The sequence below is a fragment of the Sphaerochaeta pleomorpha str. Grapes genome (assembly GCF_000236685.1).
Classification (GTDB): Bacteria; Spirochaetota; Spirochaetia; order Sphaerochaetales; family Sphaerochaetaceae; genus Sphaerochaeta; species Sphaerochaeta pleomorpha.
Genome location: NC_016633.1, coordinates 3,227,354 through 3,242,731, shown reverse-complemented (window position 1 = coordinate 3,242,731; position 15,378 = coordinate 3,227,354). Strand labels below are relative to the sequence as shown.

Below are 15,378 nucleotides of genomic sequence, written 5' to 3'. Positions count from 1 at the left end.
TATGGTTTTCCCATGAACAACAGAAAAACTATTTTAACTGCGCTTTTCAGTGCCCTTATCATCGTAGGAGCCTATATCAGGTTCCCCCTTCCTCCTGTCCCCATCACGTTGCAAACCATGTTTGTGCTCGTGGCAGCCATGCTGGGTGGAAGGAAGATTGGCACATTGGCAACAGCAATCTATCTTTTGCTGGGAGCCATTGGACTGCCTGTCTTCACCTCCGGGGGAGGAATAGGAATTCTCCTCGGGCCTACCGGCGGATATTTGCTTGCATTGCTCCCTGCTGCCTTTATCGTCGGTATCGGAAGTGATATCGGGTACAAAGCGGGTACAAAAAAAAGCTATGCCCTAGGATGCTTTCTCGGCGGTTTGGCAGGCACTATTACCATCTACCTCATTGGGGTACCCTTCTTGAAGCTAAACCTCTCGATGGGCTGGGGACCTGCGATCAAGGCAGGTATGCTTCCTTTCTTGATTGGCGATACGGTCAAACTGATCGTTGCCGTAACCCTTTCAGGCAGTTTTTCCGAACGTGTCCGCACGTTTATCACTGCGCAACAGACTGAATAAAAAAAAACGGGGTGGTAGCTATTGAAAAACCCCTAGGAACAACCGTATGGTATATCCATGAAAGAATGTAAAGAGCAAAGCTTTGATGCAAGCAGATATCTCCCTGATTTCCTTGATACGTTCGACAGAATCTCAGGGACAGCAAACTTCCATGGGATGAAACTATTGCCCCAAATGCAGACCATCGCCGAGATAGCGGCAAATCTGCTGGAACTTATGTTCCCGGGCCGGTGTGGCCATGACAGGCCTTCGGAAAGTCTGTCAGAAATTCTCCTGGAACAGATGAATCGGGTCTGCTCACTTTTGAAATCACAAATATTCCTTGCCTATAAATATGAGAATCCAGATACTGAGGAATGCATCCTCATGGAAAGGACAGAGCAGAACCTGAGAGAGCTCTGCCTCCGGTTACCCGAGATCAGGTTAAGCCTCAAAAAGGATGCACAGGCAGGGTTTGACGGCGACCCTGCGGCCAGAACCGTGGGGGAAGTCATCCTCTCCTACCCCTGTATCATGACGCTCACGATCCATAGGGTTGCCCATGAGCTCTTTGTGATGGGCATCCCGCTCATACCCCGCATGTTCAACGAATATGCACATAGGGAAACGGGTATCGACATCCACCCCGGGGCACAGATCGGAGCCTCTTTCTTTATCGACCATGGCACTGGTACGGTAATCGGGGAGACTTCAATCATCGGCCAGAATGTAAAAATCTACCAAGGCGTAACCCTTGGGGCCCTCAGCTTTCCCAAAGATGCCTGCGGGATGCTCATCAGGGGAACCAAACGGCATCCTACCATTGAAGACAACGTAACGATTTATTCGAATGCGACAATCCTCGGCGATATTACCGTTGGACAAAATGCAATCATAGGGTCGAACGTCTGGATCAAGGAAAACGTCCCCCCTGACACAATGGTTGTCTTGCAGGAACCGAAGACCACGTTCAGGGATTTGAAACTGAAAAAAGACTAATGGATTTTCTGCATATCCAATTTGTCATTGATGAGGACCATGTTTACGTGGTCCTCCCATTTTCCATTGATATACAGGTATTTCTTTGACAGCCCCTCATTGCAAAAACCCAAGGATGTGGCCAAGGCAAGGCTAGCCTCGTTTCGTGGCATGATATTTGCCTCGATCCTATGTAAAAGCAAGGTATCAAAGGCATATTCTACAACCTTCGAGACAGCTTCCTTCCCTATTCCCCTGCGAATCAGCTCAGCATCGACGCTGTAGCCAATCGTACAGGAACGGAAGACACCATACACGATTTCATTGAGATTGACCGTAGCGACGATTTTCCCTTTCCCTTTCATTACGAAAACCAGGGGAAGCTTCCGATTCTGTTCGAACAGCGTATGCTGGTTCTCGCATACAGAGAGAAAGTTCGCATGCGTAAAATAACTGTCATTGCGGGCGATGGAATACTGACGGAAAAATTCCCGGTTTCTCACTTCGTAGGACAACAATTGCCGTCCTCCGCTCTGGTCAAGTACGAAAGCACTGAGGCGTTCGGTCTCAAATAGCTTATGCATGGCAAAGTACTGTGGGTTTCACGGTTTCGGCAGTGATGATACCGAACGTTCCCTTAACCAAGGTTCCTTCCTTGGAGAACGGGGGAGCGTCGATTACCTTGACATCGATATAGTTTCCGCTCACTCCGTACCAATGGCCTCCCTTTCTGTTCTGCAAAACCACTTCAGTCTCTTTTCCGCTCTGCCTGACCAGGTAATCAGTGTGCAATGTTGCAGAAAGCTCCCGAAGCCTTGCGGCCCTTTCGTCACGTACACTTTCAGGCACTTTGTCCCGAGCCATATACAAGGCAGTGTCAGGCCGGGGTGAAAAAGGGAAAACGTGCATTTGGGCGAATTTCTGTTCTGCAAAGAACCGATAGGTTTTCTCGAATTCCTCATCGTCCTCCGCAGGAAGCCCCGTAATGACATCGGCGGCAAGGAACGGATCATCCTTTACCTGGCGAAGCCTTTGTACGACCCTGGTAAGATGATCCATGCCATAGTGGCGGTTAACCCTGACCAAGACTTTGTCACTGGCACTCTGCACGGGGATATGGAAATGGGGTTGCATCCGATAATCGGAAAGGATATCGAGCAAGCGGTCATCGATATGGTCTGGTTCCATGGAACTGAGACGAAGGCGAATCGAAGGGCCAAGCTTGGCAAGCAGCTTCTCCAACAACCCTCCCAACCCTCCGTTCTGGTGATCATACATGGTCAAATTCACCCCGGTCAGCATAATCTCGCTGAAACCGGCAGCCTCAAGGGCCAGCGCGCGTTCCAGTACGGTATCGGAATCAAGGGTAAGGGCTTTTCCCCTTGCAATATGCACCCTGCAATAGGCACAATTATTGTCGCAGCCATCCTGAATCTTCAAGTAGGCCCTGCTATGATAGGAAAAAGAAGCTGCATCGTAATCGAAAACAGAGGCTTGTCCATCGGCAAACGAAAGACAGCCGGTACGCAAATCAAAACCTGAAATCAGGGAGGCCTTGAGATGTGTTGCCAATTTTAACAGATGGGCTTTTTTTTCGAGAGGGACAACGATGACATTTTCAGAAAGACCTGCCAATTCCTCTTCGTTCACCTGGGCATAACACCCTGTTGCAACCGTAACAGCAGTGGTAGCAAATTTGCGAATCATTCTCCGGGCCTTTTGCTCTGCCTTGCTCGTTACCGTACAGGTATTCACAATATATAGATCTGCAGGGGTTTCCTCACCGACAACAGTAAAGCCTTCCTGTGCGAAAGCATCGGCAATAGCTTCACTTTCGCATTGGTTAAGCCTGCAACCTAACGTATATACACACACATTCATACAATTTTCTCCTGTTCCTTCAACACCTGCATTACAGTATCGAGGGAACCTTTCAGACCCATTCGCATTTGCCGCGCATACGGATTATAACGCTGCAAATCATAGAACAGTTGCAATGGGTCGTTGCAAGTCTGTTCGACAATAGACATGAGCGTCCGGTACCCGGTCGTGGCCAATTTGGTATCCTGCAGGTTGAGTTCCGAGAGAGTTCGCCCTATGAAATGGGTAATCCCCTGTGACCAGGCAGCCTCTCGGTCGTGCTGGTCGCAAGTCATTTCAATGACCTGCAATTTCCAGTTCTTGAATTCATCGACCCAGAATTGAAAATCCTTTTTGGGGCAATTCACCGGGCAAAGCACCATAGGAAGTCCTGCAACCCCGTCTTTTCCGGAATCGGGCCCAAACATCGGATGGGTAGCAATTGTCCTGACGCAAGAAGGGAGAAGTTCCCTCATTTTTTTCGCTGGATATAATTTAACGGAACACGTATCCATAACTAACGTGGAAGGTCCGATGCGACTGGCTGTGTTTTGCAGCACTTGGGCAAAGGCACTTATCGACACACAGAAAAAAAGCACGTCACAGGTAAGCACTTCATCTTCTGTTCCCAGAACAACGCCCTCGGGAGCCTGTTTGGCACTTCGGCCATACCCAACCACGGTAAAACCGTGTTTTACCAGCTCGCGGGCCCAGAATGAACCAAAACGGCCGAGGCCATATACTCCGATACGCATTGAACTATTCATGGCGGGTATTGTACAGAAAAGAAGAACGGCTAGCAAGAACTTGGTTGCAACCATTTTGCCAGAAACAAAAAGAATAACGCAAGCGTCATGGTAACAGAGAGAAAAAGCAACCCCTGAACCAATGAATAACGCTGTGAAATTGCCCCTACTGCCAAAGGAACAACCAACTTGCCGACAACCGAGCTGATCATGTGGAGATTAGCCACTTGGTCGATATCCTCCGGCCAACTCATAATCTCCAGAATCTGGCTGGACGGGTTTATCGCCCCGAACGAAAAACCGACTAAAATCATGGCGATATAAGCAGAAGTAAGTGATTTGCTGGAAGCCAAGACTGCCAAGAAAAATATTGCCAAGATACACAGTGCTTTCAATGGGGTGAACGGGCTTTTTACTTTTTTAAGAACCGGCATGATAAAGAGACGGCTCGTAGAACTTCCAACGTAGTAGAGCGAAAATGCCAGCGCAACCTGGGAGGCAGTTGCACCCAGTAGCCTCTGAAAGAACAAGAGCGGATACACGCTGCAGCAGAATTCAACAGAACTGAAAAAAACCAAAAACAAGAAAAAAGAGAGAAAATCACGCTTTGCCAGAAGAGAGAAGCTATTGAGAAAGGGTACTTTTCGCTTGGGTTGCTTCATCAAGGCAGGAATTTCCCTGGCCTTCGGCAAAGCAATGATAAACAAAAAGGTCATCACCAGAAACACAATGGTCATCTGGTAATAGCCATTGTACCAACGGGGTCCCTTTATCTTGGCTATATACAAACCGCTGGCTACGCTTGCAAGGCTGTAGACCAGATGGGTCAGCGGAATATTGACTGTCCGTCTCTGAGGGTCACAAAAGACCATGACACTGTAACTGCAACTCCAGTAATAATACCCCAGCAATGAGTTTACCATAAAGGAAATGCCAAAAGTAATCATTGACCGGGAAAGGCCCATCCCCAAAAATCCGATTCCTGCCCCGAAGATGCCGAGAAGCATCAAACGGTAGGAACCGATGCGCTTGACCAAAGAAGGAAGCATTAAGAAAGAGACAAACGTACCAACCTGGCTCAGGCTCATGATAATACTGAGTTGATTCAAATCAATGGAACAGGTTTGCTGGATATCGGCACTCATAGTCCCGAACAAATTTCCAGCAAAGGCAAATACTACAAGCATCCCAAATAATAAATTTCTAATTTGCATGAACCATAGGTTATCATACTAAATGGAAGGGATACAGACTCTTGCGGCACTTTTCCAAGAAGGTTAATAGTGGTATCCTTAACACCAGAGTAAACAATATTTCCTGCCAAGGAGCGAAACAATGACATTTGCAGAGAAAATGAAAGCACAGGCAGTAGAGGCAAATAAAAACCTTGTGCTTGCAGAAGGGACGGAACCCAGGACTATTCAGGCCGCCCGCAAGATTATTGACGAGAAAATCGCCAAAACAGTAACCCTCGTCGGAACGAAAGAGGCAGTACAGGCAGCAGCTGAAGCTGTGGGCACCTCCCTTGAAGGAATCCTGGTTGTGGATCCTAAAACCAGTGAGGACAGAAAAGCCTTCGGCCAGGAATATTATGAACTTCGCAAGCATAAGGGCATGAGTGAAGAAGAGGCTTTTGAAGGTATTACGCAGCCTTTACGCTGGGGAGCTATGATGGTTCACCTTGGCAAGGCAGATGCGATGGTAGCCGGTGCAGAAAATACAACCGGTAATGTCCTGTTGGCGGCCTTCACTATTATCAAATGCAAACCCGGCATCAAATATGCTTCCTCCTGCTTTGTAATGGCAACTGACAAAACCGAACTCGGTGCAAATGGCTCGTTCATTTTTGCCGACTGTGCGACTATCCCCAACCCGACAGCAGAACAGCTTGCTGAAATCGCAGAAGCCTCTGCCCTTTCCTGTTCCACCTTCCTTGGTGCTGAACCAAAGGTAGCAATGCTCTCCTACTCCTCCAAGGGATCTGCCAAGGGCGAGCTGGTGGACAAGGTAGTGGAAGCAACAAGACTGGTCAAAGAGAAATGCCCGGATCTGGCAGTTGATGGTGAGTTGCAGCTTGATGCAGCAATCATCGGCAGCGTAGCAAAAAGCAAAGCCCCAGGCTCTCCTGTTGCTGGCAAGGCAAACACCTTGATTTTCCCTGACCTGCAGGCTGGAAACATCGGGTACAAACTCGTTCAGAGACTCGCAGGGGCAGAGGCCTATGGTCCTATTCTCCAGGGTTTCGCAAAACCTGTCAGCGACCTTTCCCGTGGTTGTTCGGTTGACGACATCGTAGTCACCGCCTCCATTACCTTAGCCCAGGCAGCTTCACTTACGTAATTTTCACATCTACGACGGTTATCAAAGAAGAAGCGAGGTCCTTAGGGGCCTCGTTTTTTCATGATCTTCCTTGTTGCCTCTTGTCTGGCTTTTCGTTACGATAGGGGCACTTTCCAAGGAGAAAGTCCCCATGCAGCCTTCAACGAAGCAACTCAATTTGCTGGATCCCACGATTCCGGCACGTTCCATTATCTGGTTTCTGGCTTGGCCTACCATTGTGGAACAAATACTGCAGGTTACCGTTACCTATGTAGACTCTGCTATGGTCGGGTCCCTCGGGGCGGAGGCTACCGCGGCTATTTCCATAAACAACTCCATGATCTGGCTGGTAAACGGATGGATGAATGCCATAGCGATAGGCTTTTCCGTTTTGATGGCACGTAATATTGGAGCCGGCAATACGGTACGTGCAAAACAAGTTGTCAAGCAATCGCTTCTCGCATCGCTTTGGTATGGGGCTTTCCTCACCGCTTTGCTTTCTGTTGTGGGACTCTATCTTCCCACTTGGCTGGGCGCAGCAGAAAATGTCAGGCCCCTTGCCAAGGACTACATGAAATTCATCGCAATCGGGTACATTCCGAACCTACTGATGATTGTAATCGGGGGAATTCTCAGAAGCAGTGGGGATTCGCGCACGCCGCTGTATCTCAATACTTTCAACAACCTACTCAATATCCTGCTGAATCTGTTTTTCATATTCCCTGTAGTCAAAGTAGGGTCATTATCGCTGAAAGGACTTGGAATGGGAGTTGGAGGGGCATCTTTAGCAACGACTCTCTCCTGTACGTTTACCGCGGTTCTACTACTACTATCCCTCTTCAGAAACGATAGGCTTATCAAACTTGAAATAAAAGACTGGAAGTTTGACCGGCAGATTCATGCCCAGGCTTTAAAACTTGGCATCCCGGTCGCACTCGAGCGTTCAACACTGTCTTTTGGGCAAATCGTGCTAACCAAAATGGTAAGCACCCTTGGAACGGCAGCCTTGGCCGCGCATTACCTGGCAAACACAGCTGAGTCGATCACCTATCTCCCCCCCTCCGGGATTTCAACGGCTGCCACTACGCTGGTAGCACAGTCCCTCGGCAAAGGCGACACCACCCTTGCAAAGAAATTCGCCGACAATTGTGTGGTCGCGGGGACCATTCTGATGAGTACCATGGGATTTTTCATGTTTCTCTTTGCCCCACAATTGATGGGAATCTTTACCAGTGACCAGACAGTGGTACATCTAGGTGCCAAGATACTCAGGATCGAGGCCTTTGCAGAACCTGCATTCGGCTTGTCCCTTCTGGTTTTCGGAGTCCTTAGGGGAGCAGGGGACATGAAAGGGCCCTTTACCATTTCCCTGGCAGGCATGTGGCTGCTCAGACTCCCCTTGGCCTGGGTTCTATTGAGAACGACACATTTGGGCCTTCAGGGAATCTGGATTGCCATGATGAGTGACTTGATACTCAGGGGGATTATCAGTTATTTCCGCTATCGCGGTGGATCGTGGCAGAAAGCCTGGAAGTAACCTCACTGAGAGCCAAAAACTGAGGCCAATCCAATTGCTCTGCGCGTTTGGAAGGGGCCACCCCACTTTCTTCAAGGATTGCTTCCACCCCTTCCCTTCCTACAAGGGCCCCTACTTTCCCTGAAAGCAGATTGTTTTTCACGGTCTTTCGCCGCTGGGCGAACAAGTCCCTGATAACCAGCAAAAATGAGGGACGCAAAGCAGCATCGACCAAAGGCTTATCCCGTTTGACCATGGAAATGACACTGCTCATAACGTTGGGGGCAGGATAGAAAGCGCCGCTATTGATGGTAAACTCTGTCTTGATTATATAATCTGTCTGTGCAAGAAGTGTGAAGGATGACCAGTTTTTATCCCCGGCAGTGGCACAGAGCCTGTCCGATACTTCCTTTTGCAGGGTAAATACCATGCGTGGGGGAAGGCATTGCCCTTCGAGAAGTTTTGCAATGCAGATCGAACCGACATTATAGGGTAGGTTTCCGCAGATTCTGTCAGGCACCCCTTCTTTCAAAAACAACGGTTCCCAGGTTTTGAGGGCATCGCCCTCTATGAGGCGGAAATTCGCATCGTCACAAAAGGCTTCGGAAGAAAGAATCCTGCAAAACCCATGGTCAATCTCAAAAGCAGTTACCGAAGCTTGCTTTGCAATCAGGACTTTCGTCAATGCTCCGATTCCGGGACCGATTTCCCAGACTTTCATGGTTTCATCAACCCCTAGGATCTGGACAATATGTTCCCTGACCTGGTTCGATAAGAGAAAGTTCTGCCCGAACTTTTTGCTCATCGACAGACCTTCCCTATCAAGTAGTTTCCCGATAGCTATCGGGGAATCGTATGCAAAATTCCAACTCATAGGAACGTCTCCTTTTTCTCTGCAAAGCCCGCTTAGCATATCCAATTGAGGCAAGACAGGTCAACATGGCCGCAAGATACACATAATATTCTTTGAGAAGCAGGGAAAACCGCACCAGATTGCTCCCAAACTCCAAGAGAGTGAACAATTCGGTGCAACACCAAGCTGCAAAAGGCGAAAACCACACACCGAAGAACAGGGTCAACAGGGAAAAAAACATATCCAAGGCGACAAGAGCGGATGCCAGCGGTCCAACGATAATCGAGGAGAGTTGCCACTTGCCGGTTACCTGCAGACAAATCGGGGCAGTACATACGATTGCAAAGAGTGAAGAAATCAGGTTTTTGAAATACGGTGGACAGTAGCCCCACAGCAGGGAACTGCAGAGAAGTCCAGAAAAGGATACATAACTGAGCAAACACCCCATGCTCTGCAGACTCTGGGGAAACAGAAGTGCCTGGCACATCGCGGTAACCCAGAAACAAAGGAACAGGGAACGCGGGTTTTTCTGCAAAAAGCGAGAACACCCATACATCCCCAAGGCCCTGATCAAGGAAGGCTTTGGCCCTACAAACAGTACAAACGCTACCGGTATGAGCAAGGAACAGAATTTTCCCCGCCGTTTCCCGAGTAACCCGATGAATAGGAAGGAAGAAAATACAGAGAAGAACTGCAGGTGCATGCCGGAAAGGGCAAGGATGAAGGCACAACCACTTTCCATGCCGAGTTTTTTAAGTGGGAACGCATCATCACTACTCCTGCCAAGCAGCAACATCATGGAAAGTGAACGGCTACGGCTGTCAGGCATGACCGCAAATAGCCGGTTCTCCAAACGAGTCATATACATCTGCCGGATATATCCGAGCCTGGTAATATGTTCGATTTGATACCTTTCGCCAAAGAACAGCGAACCATCCTGTGAAAAAGTCCCTTTTACCGAAAGACTGCTGCCACTCACAAAAAAATCCTTGAGCGGACAGAGAACGGCTATCGTGCCCCTGGCACTGCCAAAAGAGCCGTCGCGGGTTGTACATCGGGTGAGAGAGAGTCTCAAAAGCTGCTTATCGGTTTCTGTCAGGGAAGAATCTTCCACCAGATTTCCTGATAGGGCAACTATCCTCTCTTTCGGGAAACAGAACCATGCCCGGTTGCTAGTTGTTGCAAATCCAAAAAGGGCATACCCAAGGTAGAAGGAAGATACAAAGAGGCAGATGGTTTTTTTTAGATCAGGCCGGATCAATACCCACAGGAATCCACAGCCACCCAAGACCATTGCAGCCAAGACAGGATAGAAAAGAAGGTCTGAGGATATATAGGAAAGATAAAAGAAAACAGGAAGTAGCAAAGCAATGGAAAGATTGGCAAAGCGGGTACCATTCATACCCCCAAAGGCAACAAGGTCCCGCTATTGCTTCAATCCAAATTGCTCATCAAGGGCAACCACCAGGGAAAGCAACCCAAGGTCGAGTTTCTGCTGCATTGACAGATGGAACAACCGCGCAGGAAGCTTGCTGGCTTTGTTTTTGCTGTTTCTGACTGCTTCGACTCGTTTGAATATCTTGTACAGGCTTTTTTTGTAAGTCTTCAATTGCAATTGCAAAAGAGACGAAAGCTCTTCGACCCATGTAGAGTCGCCTTCGACAGTTATTGCAGGCAGTTTCTCTTTCCCTTGCAGGCACAAGGCTTCACAAAGGTCTAGCGAATCGAAATGGGAAACATCCTCAAGGAACGATTCAAGGTCTAGCAACCCTTCAAGTTTCTCCAAGGTAGGGCTCCCCGCCCTCTGCTTTAACTCATAGCGTCTTTTCAAGGCAACTGAAGATCGGGTATCCCTGCGTGAAAGCAATACCCAGGTCAAAATAGTCAGGGCTGAACTGATAACCAGTTCATCTACCATCGGGATAGGGTCTCTAATTACCAAAGAAAGGAAAAAATACATGAGGAGAAATACCAAAGCAGAAACCAAGAGCCTGGGAATATACTGTTTGTCCTGGATCCAACGGTCCACAGCAAAATCGATGGAAGCATAGAGACTGTAAGAAGCCTCGTCTTTCTGCTGTTTCGTGAGATTTCCGCCACTTTTGAGACATACCGGCTCATCGGCTCCCCATTGGTCCAATTTTTCCTGTTGAAGATATGGATCTAAGTAGATATCTGGTCTTTTCGTTCGGGTAAGTACATAACAATTAATCATTTATAACGCCGCCTTGAATGTTTCTACGATGGAAGGCAACTGTTGTTGCAACAAGTCAGCTTTTCCTTTCGGTGCAGTCAAAAACAGATAGTATTTAATCTTTGGTTCTGTTCCGCTAGGCCTGACTACCAATTTCTCACCACCGACGAAGTGGATAATAACCACATCCGAGGGGGGGAATCCTGTATAGGTTTTAGAAAGCAGGTCTTCGATTGAATCGATTGTACGGCCGGCAAGCACATCGCCCTCTTTAAGGCTCCGTAAGGAAGTCATGATGGAAACCATTCGCTCTTTCCCTGCTGATCCTTCGTAATCCCGGGAAAAGACAACTTCAGAGCGGTATCCATACTCATCATAGATTGCCTCCAGCCGTTGCTGCAGCAAAATTCCTTGCTTTGCATAATAGCACATCATCTCAACTGCGACCAAAGCAGAACTCACTGCATCTTTGTCCCGCACGGAAGGAACGGTAAGATAGCCATAACTTTCCTCACATCCGAAGAGAAAATATTCGTCCTCTCCCCGCGGGCCTTCGAGGGCGGCAATCTGTTCAGCTATGTATTTGAATCCGGTAAGGACTTCCTTGCATTTGCCGCCGTGTTTAAGGGTTATGTCTTTTACCAAATCGGTTGTAACCAGGCTTTTCACACAGAGGGGAGTTCTCTTTTCGGTTTGCAATTCTTCATTTGATCGAATCAGGTAATCACAGAGCAAAGCCGCTATCTGATTACCAGTCAGCAATTTATATTCTTTCTTATCTGCAGAGACGGGAATAGCTATGCCCAGACGGTCAGCATCGGGGTCAGTTCCCAGCACAATATCTGCCTTAACTTTCTTTGCCAATTCAATGACGCGTTCCATTGCCTGGGGGTTTTCCGGGTTTGGAAGGGTAACTGTCGGGAAAGAACCGTCAGGCTGTTCCTGTTCCTTGACCACAACACACCGTATGCCGACGCGCTCAAGCAGGTGGCGCAACGGGACATTCCCTGTTCCATGCAAGGGAGTGTAGGCAACGGTAATGGGACTGTTCTGGACTAAAGCTGGCCTGCGCAGACTGGCAAGGACCATATGGTAATAAGCTTCATCGACAGATTCCGGTACGGGGACCAAAAGGCCTTTGTCCCTTGCCTGCTTCTCAGTCAGGCAGTGGATGTCCTCATATTTTACCGCATTGGCCTTTCCTGCAATATTGAAATCATGGGGAGGGGTAACCTGTCCCCCATCGGACCAATACACTTTGTAACCGTTGTATTTTGCTGGATTATGGCTTGCAGTTATTACAATTCCCGCTGTCGTCTTGAGATACCGTACGGCAAAGCTCAGCATCGGGACCGGATGGAGCGTATCGTACAGATATACCGATACCCCATTGCCCGCCAGGACCAGGGAAGCTTCCATGGCAAATTCCTTGCTGTAGTGCCGGCTGTCATAGGCGATGACCACAGAAGGGTTCGTTGAGGTTTCATTCAGATATTCACTGAGTCCTTGGGTAACTTTTCGAACTATAAGGTTATTGATCCTGTTTGTCCCACCCCCGAGCACGCCTCTCATTCCTGCTGTCCCAAACGCCAGGGTGGTATAGAATCGGTCAAAAAGGTTTTCCCAGTTTTTCTCTGACAGGGCATCTTCGATTTCTTTCTTGAATAACGGATCATTCTCAGCCTTACGATAAGCTTCAGCCTTATTTCTCAGTTCTTTCTCATTATAAGCCATTGCATGCATCCTCCAATTCTTTTACAGAATCAACCAACCGGGCTCCTTCAATTGTAAGCAGCTCGCTTCTCTTGCGAAACCCCCAAGTAACCAAGACATGCAGGCAACCTGCATTTTGTGCTGTTTGCCAATCCACCTCCGAATCGCCAACATACAGCAGTGACCCCACAGGCAGGCCTAGATTCTTGCAAAAGTGCAAGACACCAGCCGGTTCCGGTTTCCGGGGGAAATCGGAGCGCATACCCCGAATCCATTCAAACCGTATCTTTGGAAACATTTCTTTGACGATAACCTTGGTCAGGACATCATCCTTGTTCGAAAAAACCCCAAGGGGAATTCTTTTTCTGTTCAGTGCTTCCAAAAGAGTGGAAATCCCCTCATAAGGTTTGCAATAGACCGTGGCGTGAGCAATATAATAGTCTGTCAAAATGGAAAACAGTGAATCCATCCGTGTCTCGGTCACCTTGTGTCCTTGCAGTTCCAAAGCACCGGCAATTGCGTTCCTCAGTCCCCTTCCTACTACCTTCTTGCCCTGTTCGAGTGTCAAGGGAGCAAGTCCTTCATCCGCTAAAGCAGCATTCAATGCTGCAGTAATATCTTCAATAGTATCGACTAACGTTCCATCCAGATCAAAGAGGACCGCCTGTATTCTTGATTCCTGCATATGGTCATTATCCAGTATCCTTGCAATACAAGTCAACAAACGTTTTGACAAAATACCGCTGTTCAGATACTGTTTACCTATGCAATCGATTACAATTAAAAGTGGCAAAGAAAAACAGCTTTTACGCCACCATCCATGGGTTTTTTCCGGGGCCATCGCTACTTCCGAATCGGATGAAAGCGGTGTCGCAAAAGTGCTCACCGAGGAAGGCAAATTCATTGCCTGGGGCTGGTATGACAAAGAAAGCCATATTCCCCTCCATTTGCTTTCCTGGAACGAAAAGGATCACATTGATGATTACTGGTGGGCTGAGACAATCAAAAAGAGCGTGCTTCGCAGGAGTTCTTTTTTTCAGGACAAGGCAAGCCCAAATACAACGTTCAGAATCATTTTCGGTGAAGCCGACATGTTGCCGGGCCTCGTTGCCGATGTATACGGAACGCTAATCCGCATTATTATCAGTGCAAGGGTTGCCTGGGACCACAAGGACCTCGTAGTGGAAACCCTTCAGAACCTTTTGAACCCGGCAATGATAATCGTCACCACCGATAGCGCTTTCTGTGCTTCGGAACATTTAAGTGAGACTGCTTTGTTCTGGCAAAACGGTGCTTATTTTACCCCGAGCAAGAAACTCGACCCTATCAGATTCCGAGAAGACAACCTCTTGTATGAGATAATTCCAGGAAGAGGCCAAAAAAGCGGATTCTACTGTGACCAGAGAGAAAACAGAAAGGCTATCGAGCCATATTGCAAGGATGCTGTCGTCCTTGATGGATGCAGTTATACCGGTGCCTTCACGCTCCATGCGCTCAGAAGCGGGGCAAAACAGGTCGATTGTCTCGATTCGAGCAACGATGCCTTGCACCAGAGCCTGGTTCATATCCACATTAACCAGGATGCAAAAGCAATACCTGCTGACAGCAGGGAAAAGGTTACCACAACCTGTTGCAACATCTTTGAGCAGATGCGTCTGATAGAGGAAAACAAATATGATTTGATTATTCTTGACCCACCCAAGCTTGCCCAGACGAAAGCACAGGCTGACAATGCAGCCAAAGCCTACAAGGATCTGAACAGACTTGCGATGCAAAAAATCAAGAATGGGGGAATTATTGCTACGTTCTCGTGTTCAGGGGCAATCTCAAGTGAAATGCTCAGGACAATTCTTGCCTGGAGTGCCAAAGATGCACAGGTAGAAATCCAAATCTTAAGGGTACTCGGCCAAGGCGAAGACCATCCGATACGGATATCCTTCCCAGAGTCCGAATACCTCAAGGGTTACATTCTCAGGGTAATCCGCTAGCTTGCGATCGGGTTCGGGGTATCGTCCGGGTTGTCATTCTGGAAACCAAGCATCGAGCGAAGGAATTTCAACTGCTCGGCCATCTCGGTCACTGCTTCCGGAAGCAACCGTGCCCCAACCTGATCCATATCGAGCGAACGGATTGCATACGCAAAATCCTGCATTACAGGGACTTCATTGGTAAAATGCAGGAGCATGGGCATCGTACCCTCAGTATTATACCGGCAGCGTCTGAAAACGGCGCTGCCGTTTTTATCCTGGCTGGCGCAGGCTCCGAAAAGCCGACAGATCAAAGGCCGTACCTCATAGACTGTGCAGTGATGGGCATTGCCAAAATCATAGAGGGGACAGGGACCTTCGGAGTTTTGGTCGAAGTTTTCAAGCTTATCGAGTAGAGTCTGGTCGTTTTTCACAAAGAGAAGGTAGGCAGCGACCAGACGGGCTTCAGCATTGGTAATATCAGGAATGAAGTGTTCACAACAGGTGCCGCAACCGGGACCACAGGCAATAGAATTCTCAAAACAAAAAAGCTGCGTATCATGCTCAATTGTCGCATAGAGTTCCACAAGGCTTTTGAAGGACTCTTCGGCATAGGTACCCAAAAAGGTATCACAAAGAAACGAAAGGCTATTCATAGGTATCAGAATCTCCCGATTGGCGAG

The 15,378-nt window shown here is 48.3% G+C and carries 15 protein-coding genes; 5 read left to right on the top strand and 10 right to left on the bottom strand.

Annotated features, from left to right (window positions below; genetic code table 11):
- Positions 1-12 precede the first annotated feature (12 nt).
- Both SPIGRAPES_RS14780 and epsC read left to right on the top strand, forming a co-directional pair.
- Positions 13-570 (top strand): biotin transporter BioY, encoded by a 558-nt coding sequence (locus SPIGRAPES_RS14780; RefSeq protein ID WP_014271561.1) that lies wholly within the window; start codon positions 13-15, stop codon positions 568-570.
- 57 nt (positions 571-627) lie between these two features.
- A complete protein-coding gene (epsC, locus tag SPIGRAPES_RS14775; RefSeq protein WP_014271560.1) occupies positions 628-1,548 on the top strand; it encodes a serine O-acetyltransferase EpsC in 921 nt (306 codons plus the stop codon).
- Here the strand turns inward: epsC and SPIGRAPES_RS14770 are convergent.
- The 4 genes from SPIGRAPES_RS14770 to SPIGRAPES_RS14755 are packed head-to-tail and all read right to left on the bottom strand — an operon-like array spanning position 1,545 to position 5,320.
- The gene (locus SPIGRAPES_RS14770; protein ID WP_014271559.1) at positions 1,545-2,111 is read right to left on the bottom strand and encodes a GNAT family N-acetyltransferase; all 567 of its coding nucleotides are present in this window, start codon (positions 2,109-2,111) and stop codon (positions 1,545-1,547) included. The two genes, epsC and SPIGRAPES_RS14770, sit on opposite strands and share 4 nt — an antisense overlap.
- Positions 2,104-3,408, bottom strand: a complete 1,305-nt coding sequence (gene mtaB / locus SPIGRAPES_RS14765; protein ID WP_014271558.1) for a tRNA (N(6)-L-threonylcarbamoyladenosine(37)-C(2))-methylthiotransferase MtaB — start codon at positions 3,406-3,408, stop codon at positions 2,104-2,106. The genes SPIGRAPES_RS14770 and mtaB overlap by 8 nt, the downstream gene beginning before the upstream one ends.
- Positions 3,405-4,154 (bottom strand): prephenate dehydrogenase/arogenate dehydrogenase family protein, encoded by a 750-nt coding sequence (locus SPIGRAPES_RS14760; RefSeq protein WP_041385420.1) that lies wholly within the window; start codon positions 4,152-4,154, stop codon positions 3,405-3,407. Before SPIGRAPES_RS14760 ends, mtaB begins: the two co-directional genes overlap by 4 nt.
- Before the next feature lie 29 nt (positions 4,155-4,183).
- Positions 4,184-5,320 (bottom strand): MFS transporter, encoded by a 1,137-nt coding sequence (locus SPIGRAPES_RS14755; protein ID WP_014271556.1) that lies wholly within the window; start codon positions 5,318-5,320, stop codon positions 4,184-4,186.
- Positions 5,321-5,468: 148 nt separating this feature from the next.
- On the opposite strand from SPIGRAPES_RS14755, the gene pta reads away from it, so the two are divergent.
- Entirely contained in the window at positions 5,469-6,473 is a 1,005-nt protein-coding gene (gene pta, locus SPIGRAPES_RS14750; RefSeq protein ID WP_014271555.1) for a phosphate acetyltransferase, read from the top strand.
- Positions 6,474-6,603: 130 nt separating this feature from the next.
- Entirely contained in the window at positions 6,604-7,989 is a 1,386-nt protein-coding gene (locus SPIGRAPES_RS14745; RefSeq protein ID WP_014271554.1) for an MATE family efflux transporter, read from the top strand.
- Here the strand turns inward: SPIGRAPES_RS14745 and rsmA are convergent.
- From rsmA to SPIGRAPES_RS14720, 5 genes are read right to left on the bottom strand one after another with little or no spacing between them, the layout of a single operon-like run.
- A complete protein-coding gene (gene rsmA, locus SPIGRAPES_RS14740) occupies positions 7,940-8,842 on the bottom strand; it encodes a 16S rRNA (adenine(1518)-N(6)/adenine(1519)-N(6))-dimethyltransferase RsmA (protein ID WP_014271553.1) in 903 nt (300 codons plus the stop codon). The genes SPIGRAPES_RS14745 and rsmA overlap by 50 nt on opposite strands.
- Positions 8,790-10,223 carry a ComEC/Rec2 family competence protein gene (locus SPIGRAPES_RS14735; RefSeq protein ID WP_014271552.1) on the bottom strand — a complete coding sequence of 478 codons (1,434 nt, stop codon included), beginning with the start codon at positions 10,221-10,223 and terminating at the stop codon, positions 8,790-8,792. The genes rsmA and SPIGRAPES_RS14735 overlap by 53 nt, the downstream gene beginning before the upstream one ends.
- 24 nt (positions 10,224-10,247) lie before the next feature.
- On the bottom strand, positions 10,248-11,036 hold the full coding sequence (locus tag SPIGRAPES_RS14730) for a hypothetical protein (protein ID WP_014271551.1): 789 nt from the start codon (positions 11,034-11,036) through the stop codon (positions 10,248-10,250).
- A complete protein-coding gene (locus SPIGRAPES_RS14725) occupies positions 11,037-12,749 on the bottom strand; it encodes a phospho-sugar mutase (RefSeq protein WP_014271550.1) in 1,713 nt (570 codons plus the stop codon).
- Positions 12,739-13,413: an HAD family hydrolase gene (locus SPIGRAPES_RS14720; protein ID WP_014271549.1), complete on the bottom strand. Its 675-nt coding sequence runs from the start codon at positions 13,411-13,413 to the stop codon at positions 12,739-12,741. The genes SPIGRAPES_RS14725 and SPIGRAPES_RS14720 overlap by 11 nt, the downstream gene beginning before the upstream one ends.
- Before the next feature lie 79 nt (positions 13,414-13,492).
- Between SPIGRAPES_RS14720 and SPIGRAPES_RS14715 the strand changes: the two genes are divergently transcribed.
- Positions 13,493-14,716 (top strand): class I SAM-dependent rRNA methyltransferase, encoded by a 1,224-nt coding sequence (locus SPIGRAPES_RS14715; RefSeq protein WP_014271548.1) that lies wholly within the window; start codon positions 13,493-13,495, stop codon positions 14,714-14,716.
- Here SPIGRAPES_RS14715 and SPIGRAPES_RS14710 read toward each other — a convergent pair.
- Positions 14,713-15,351 (bottom strand): YkgJ family cysteine cluster protein, encoded by a 639-nt coding sequence (locus tag SPIGRAPES_RS14710; protein WP_014271547.1) that lies wholly within the window; start codon positions 15,349-15,351, stop codon positions 14,713-14,715. The genes SPIGRAPES_RS14715 and SPIGRAPES_RS14710 overlap by 4 nt on opposite strands.
- Positions 15,352-15,378: the final 27 nt, after the last annotated feature.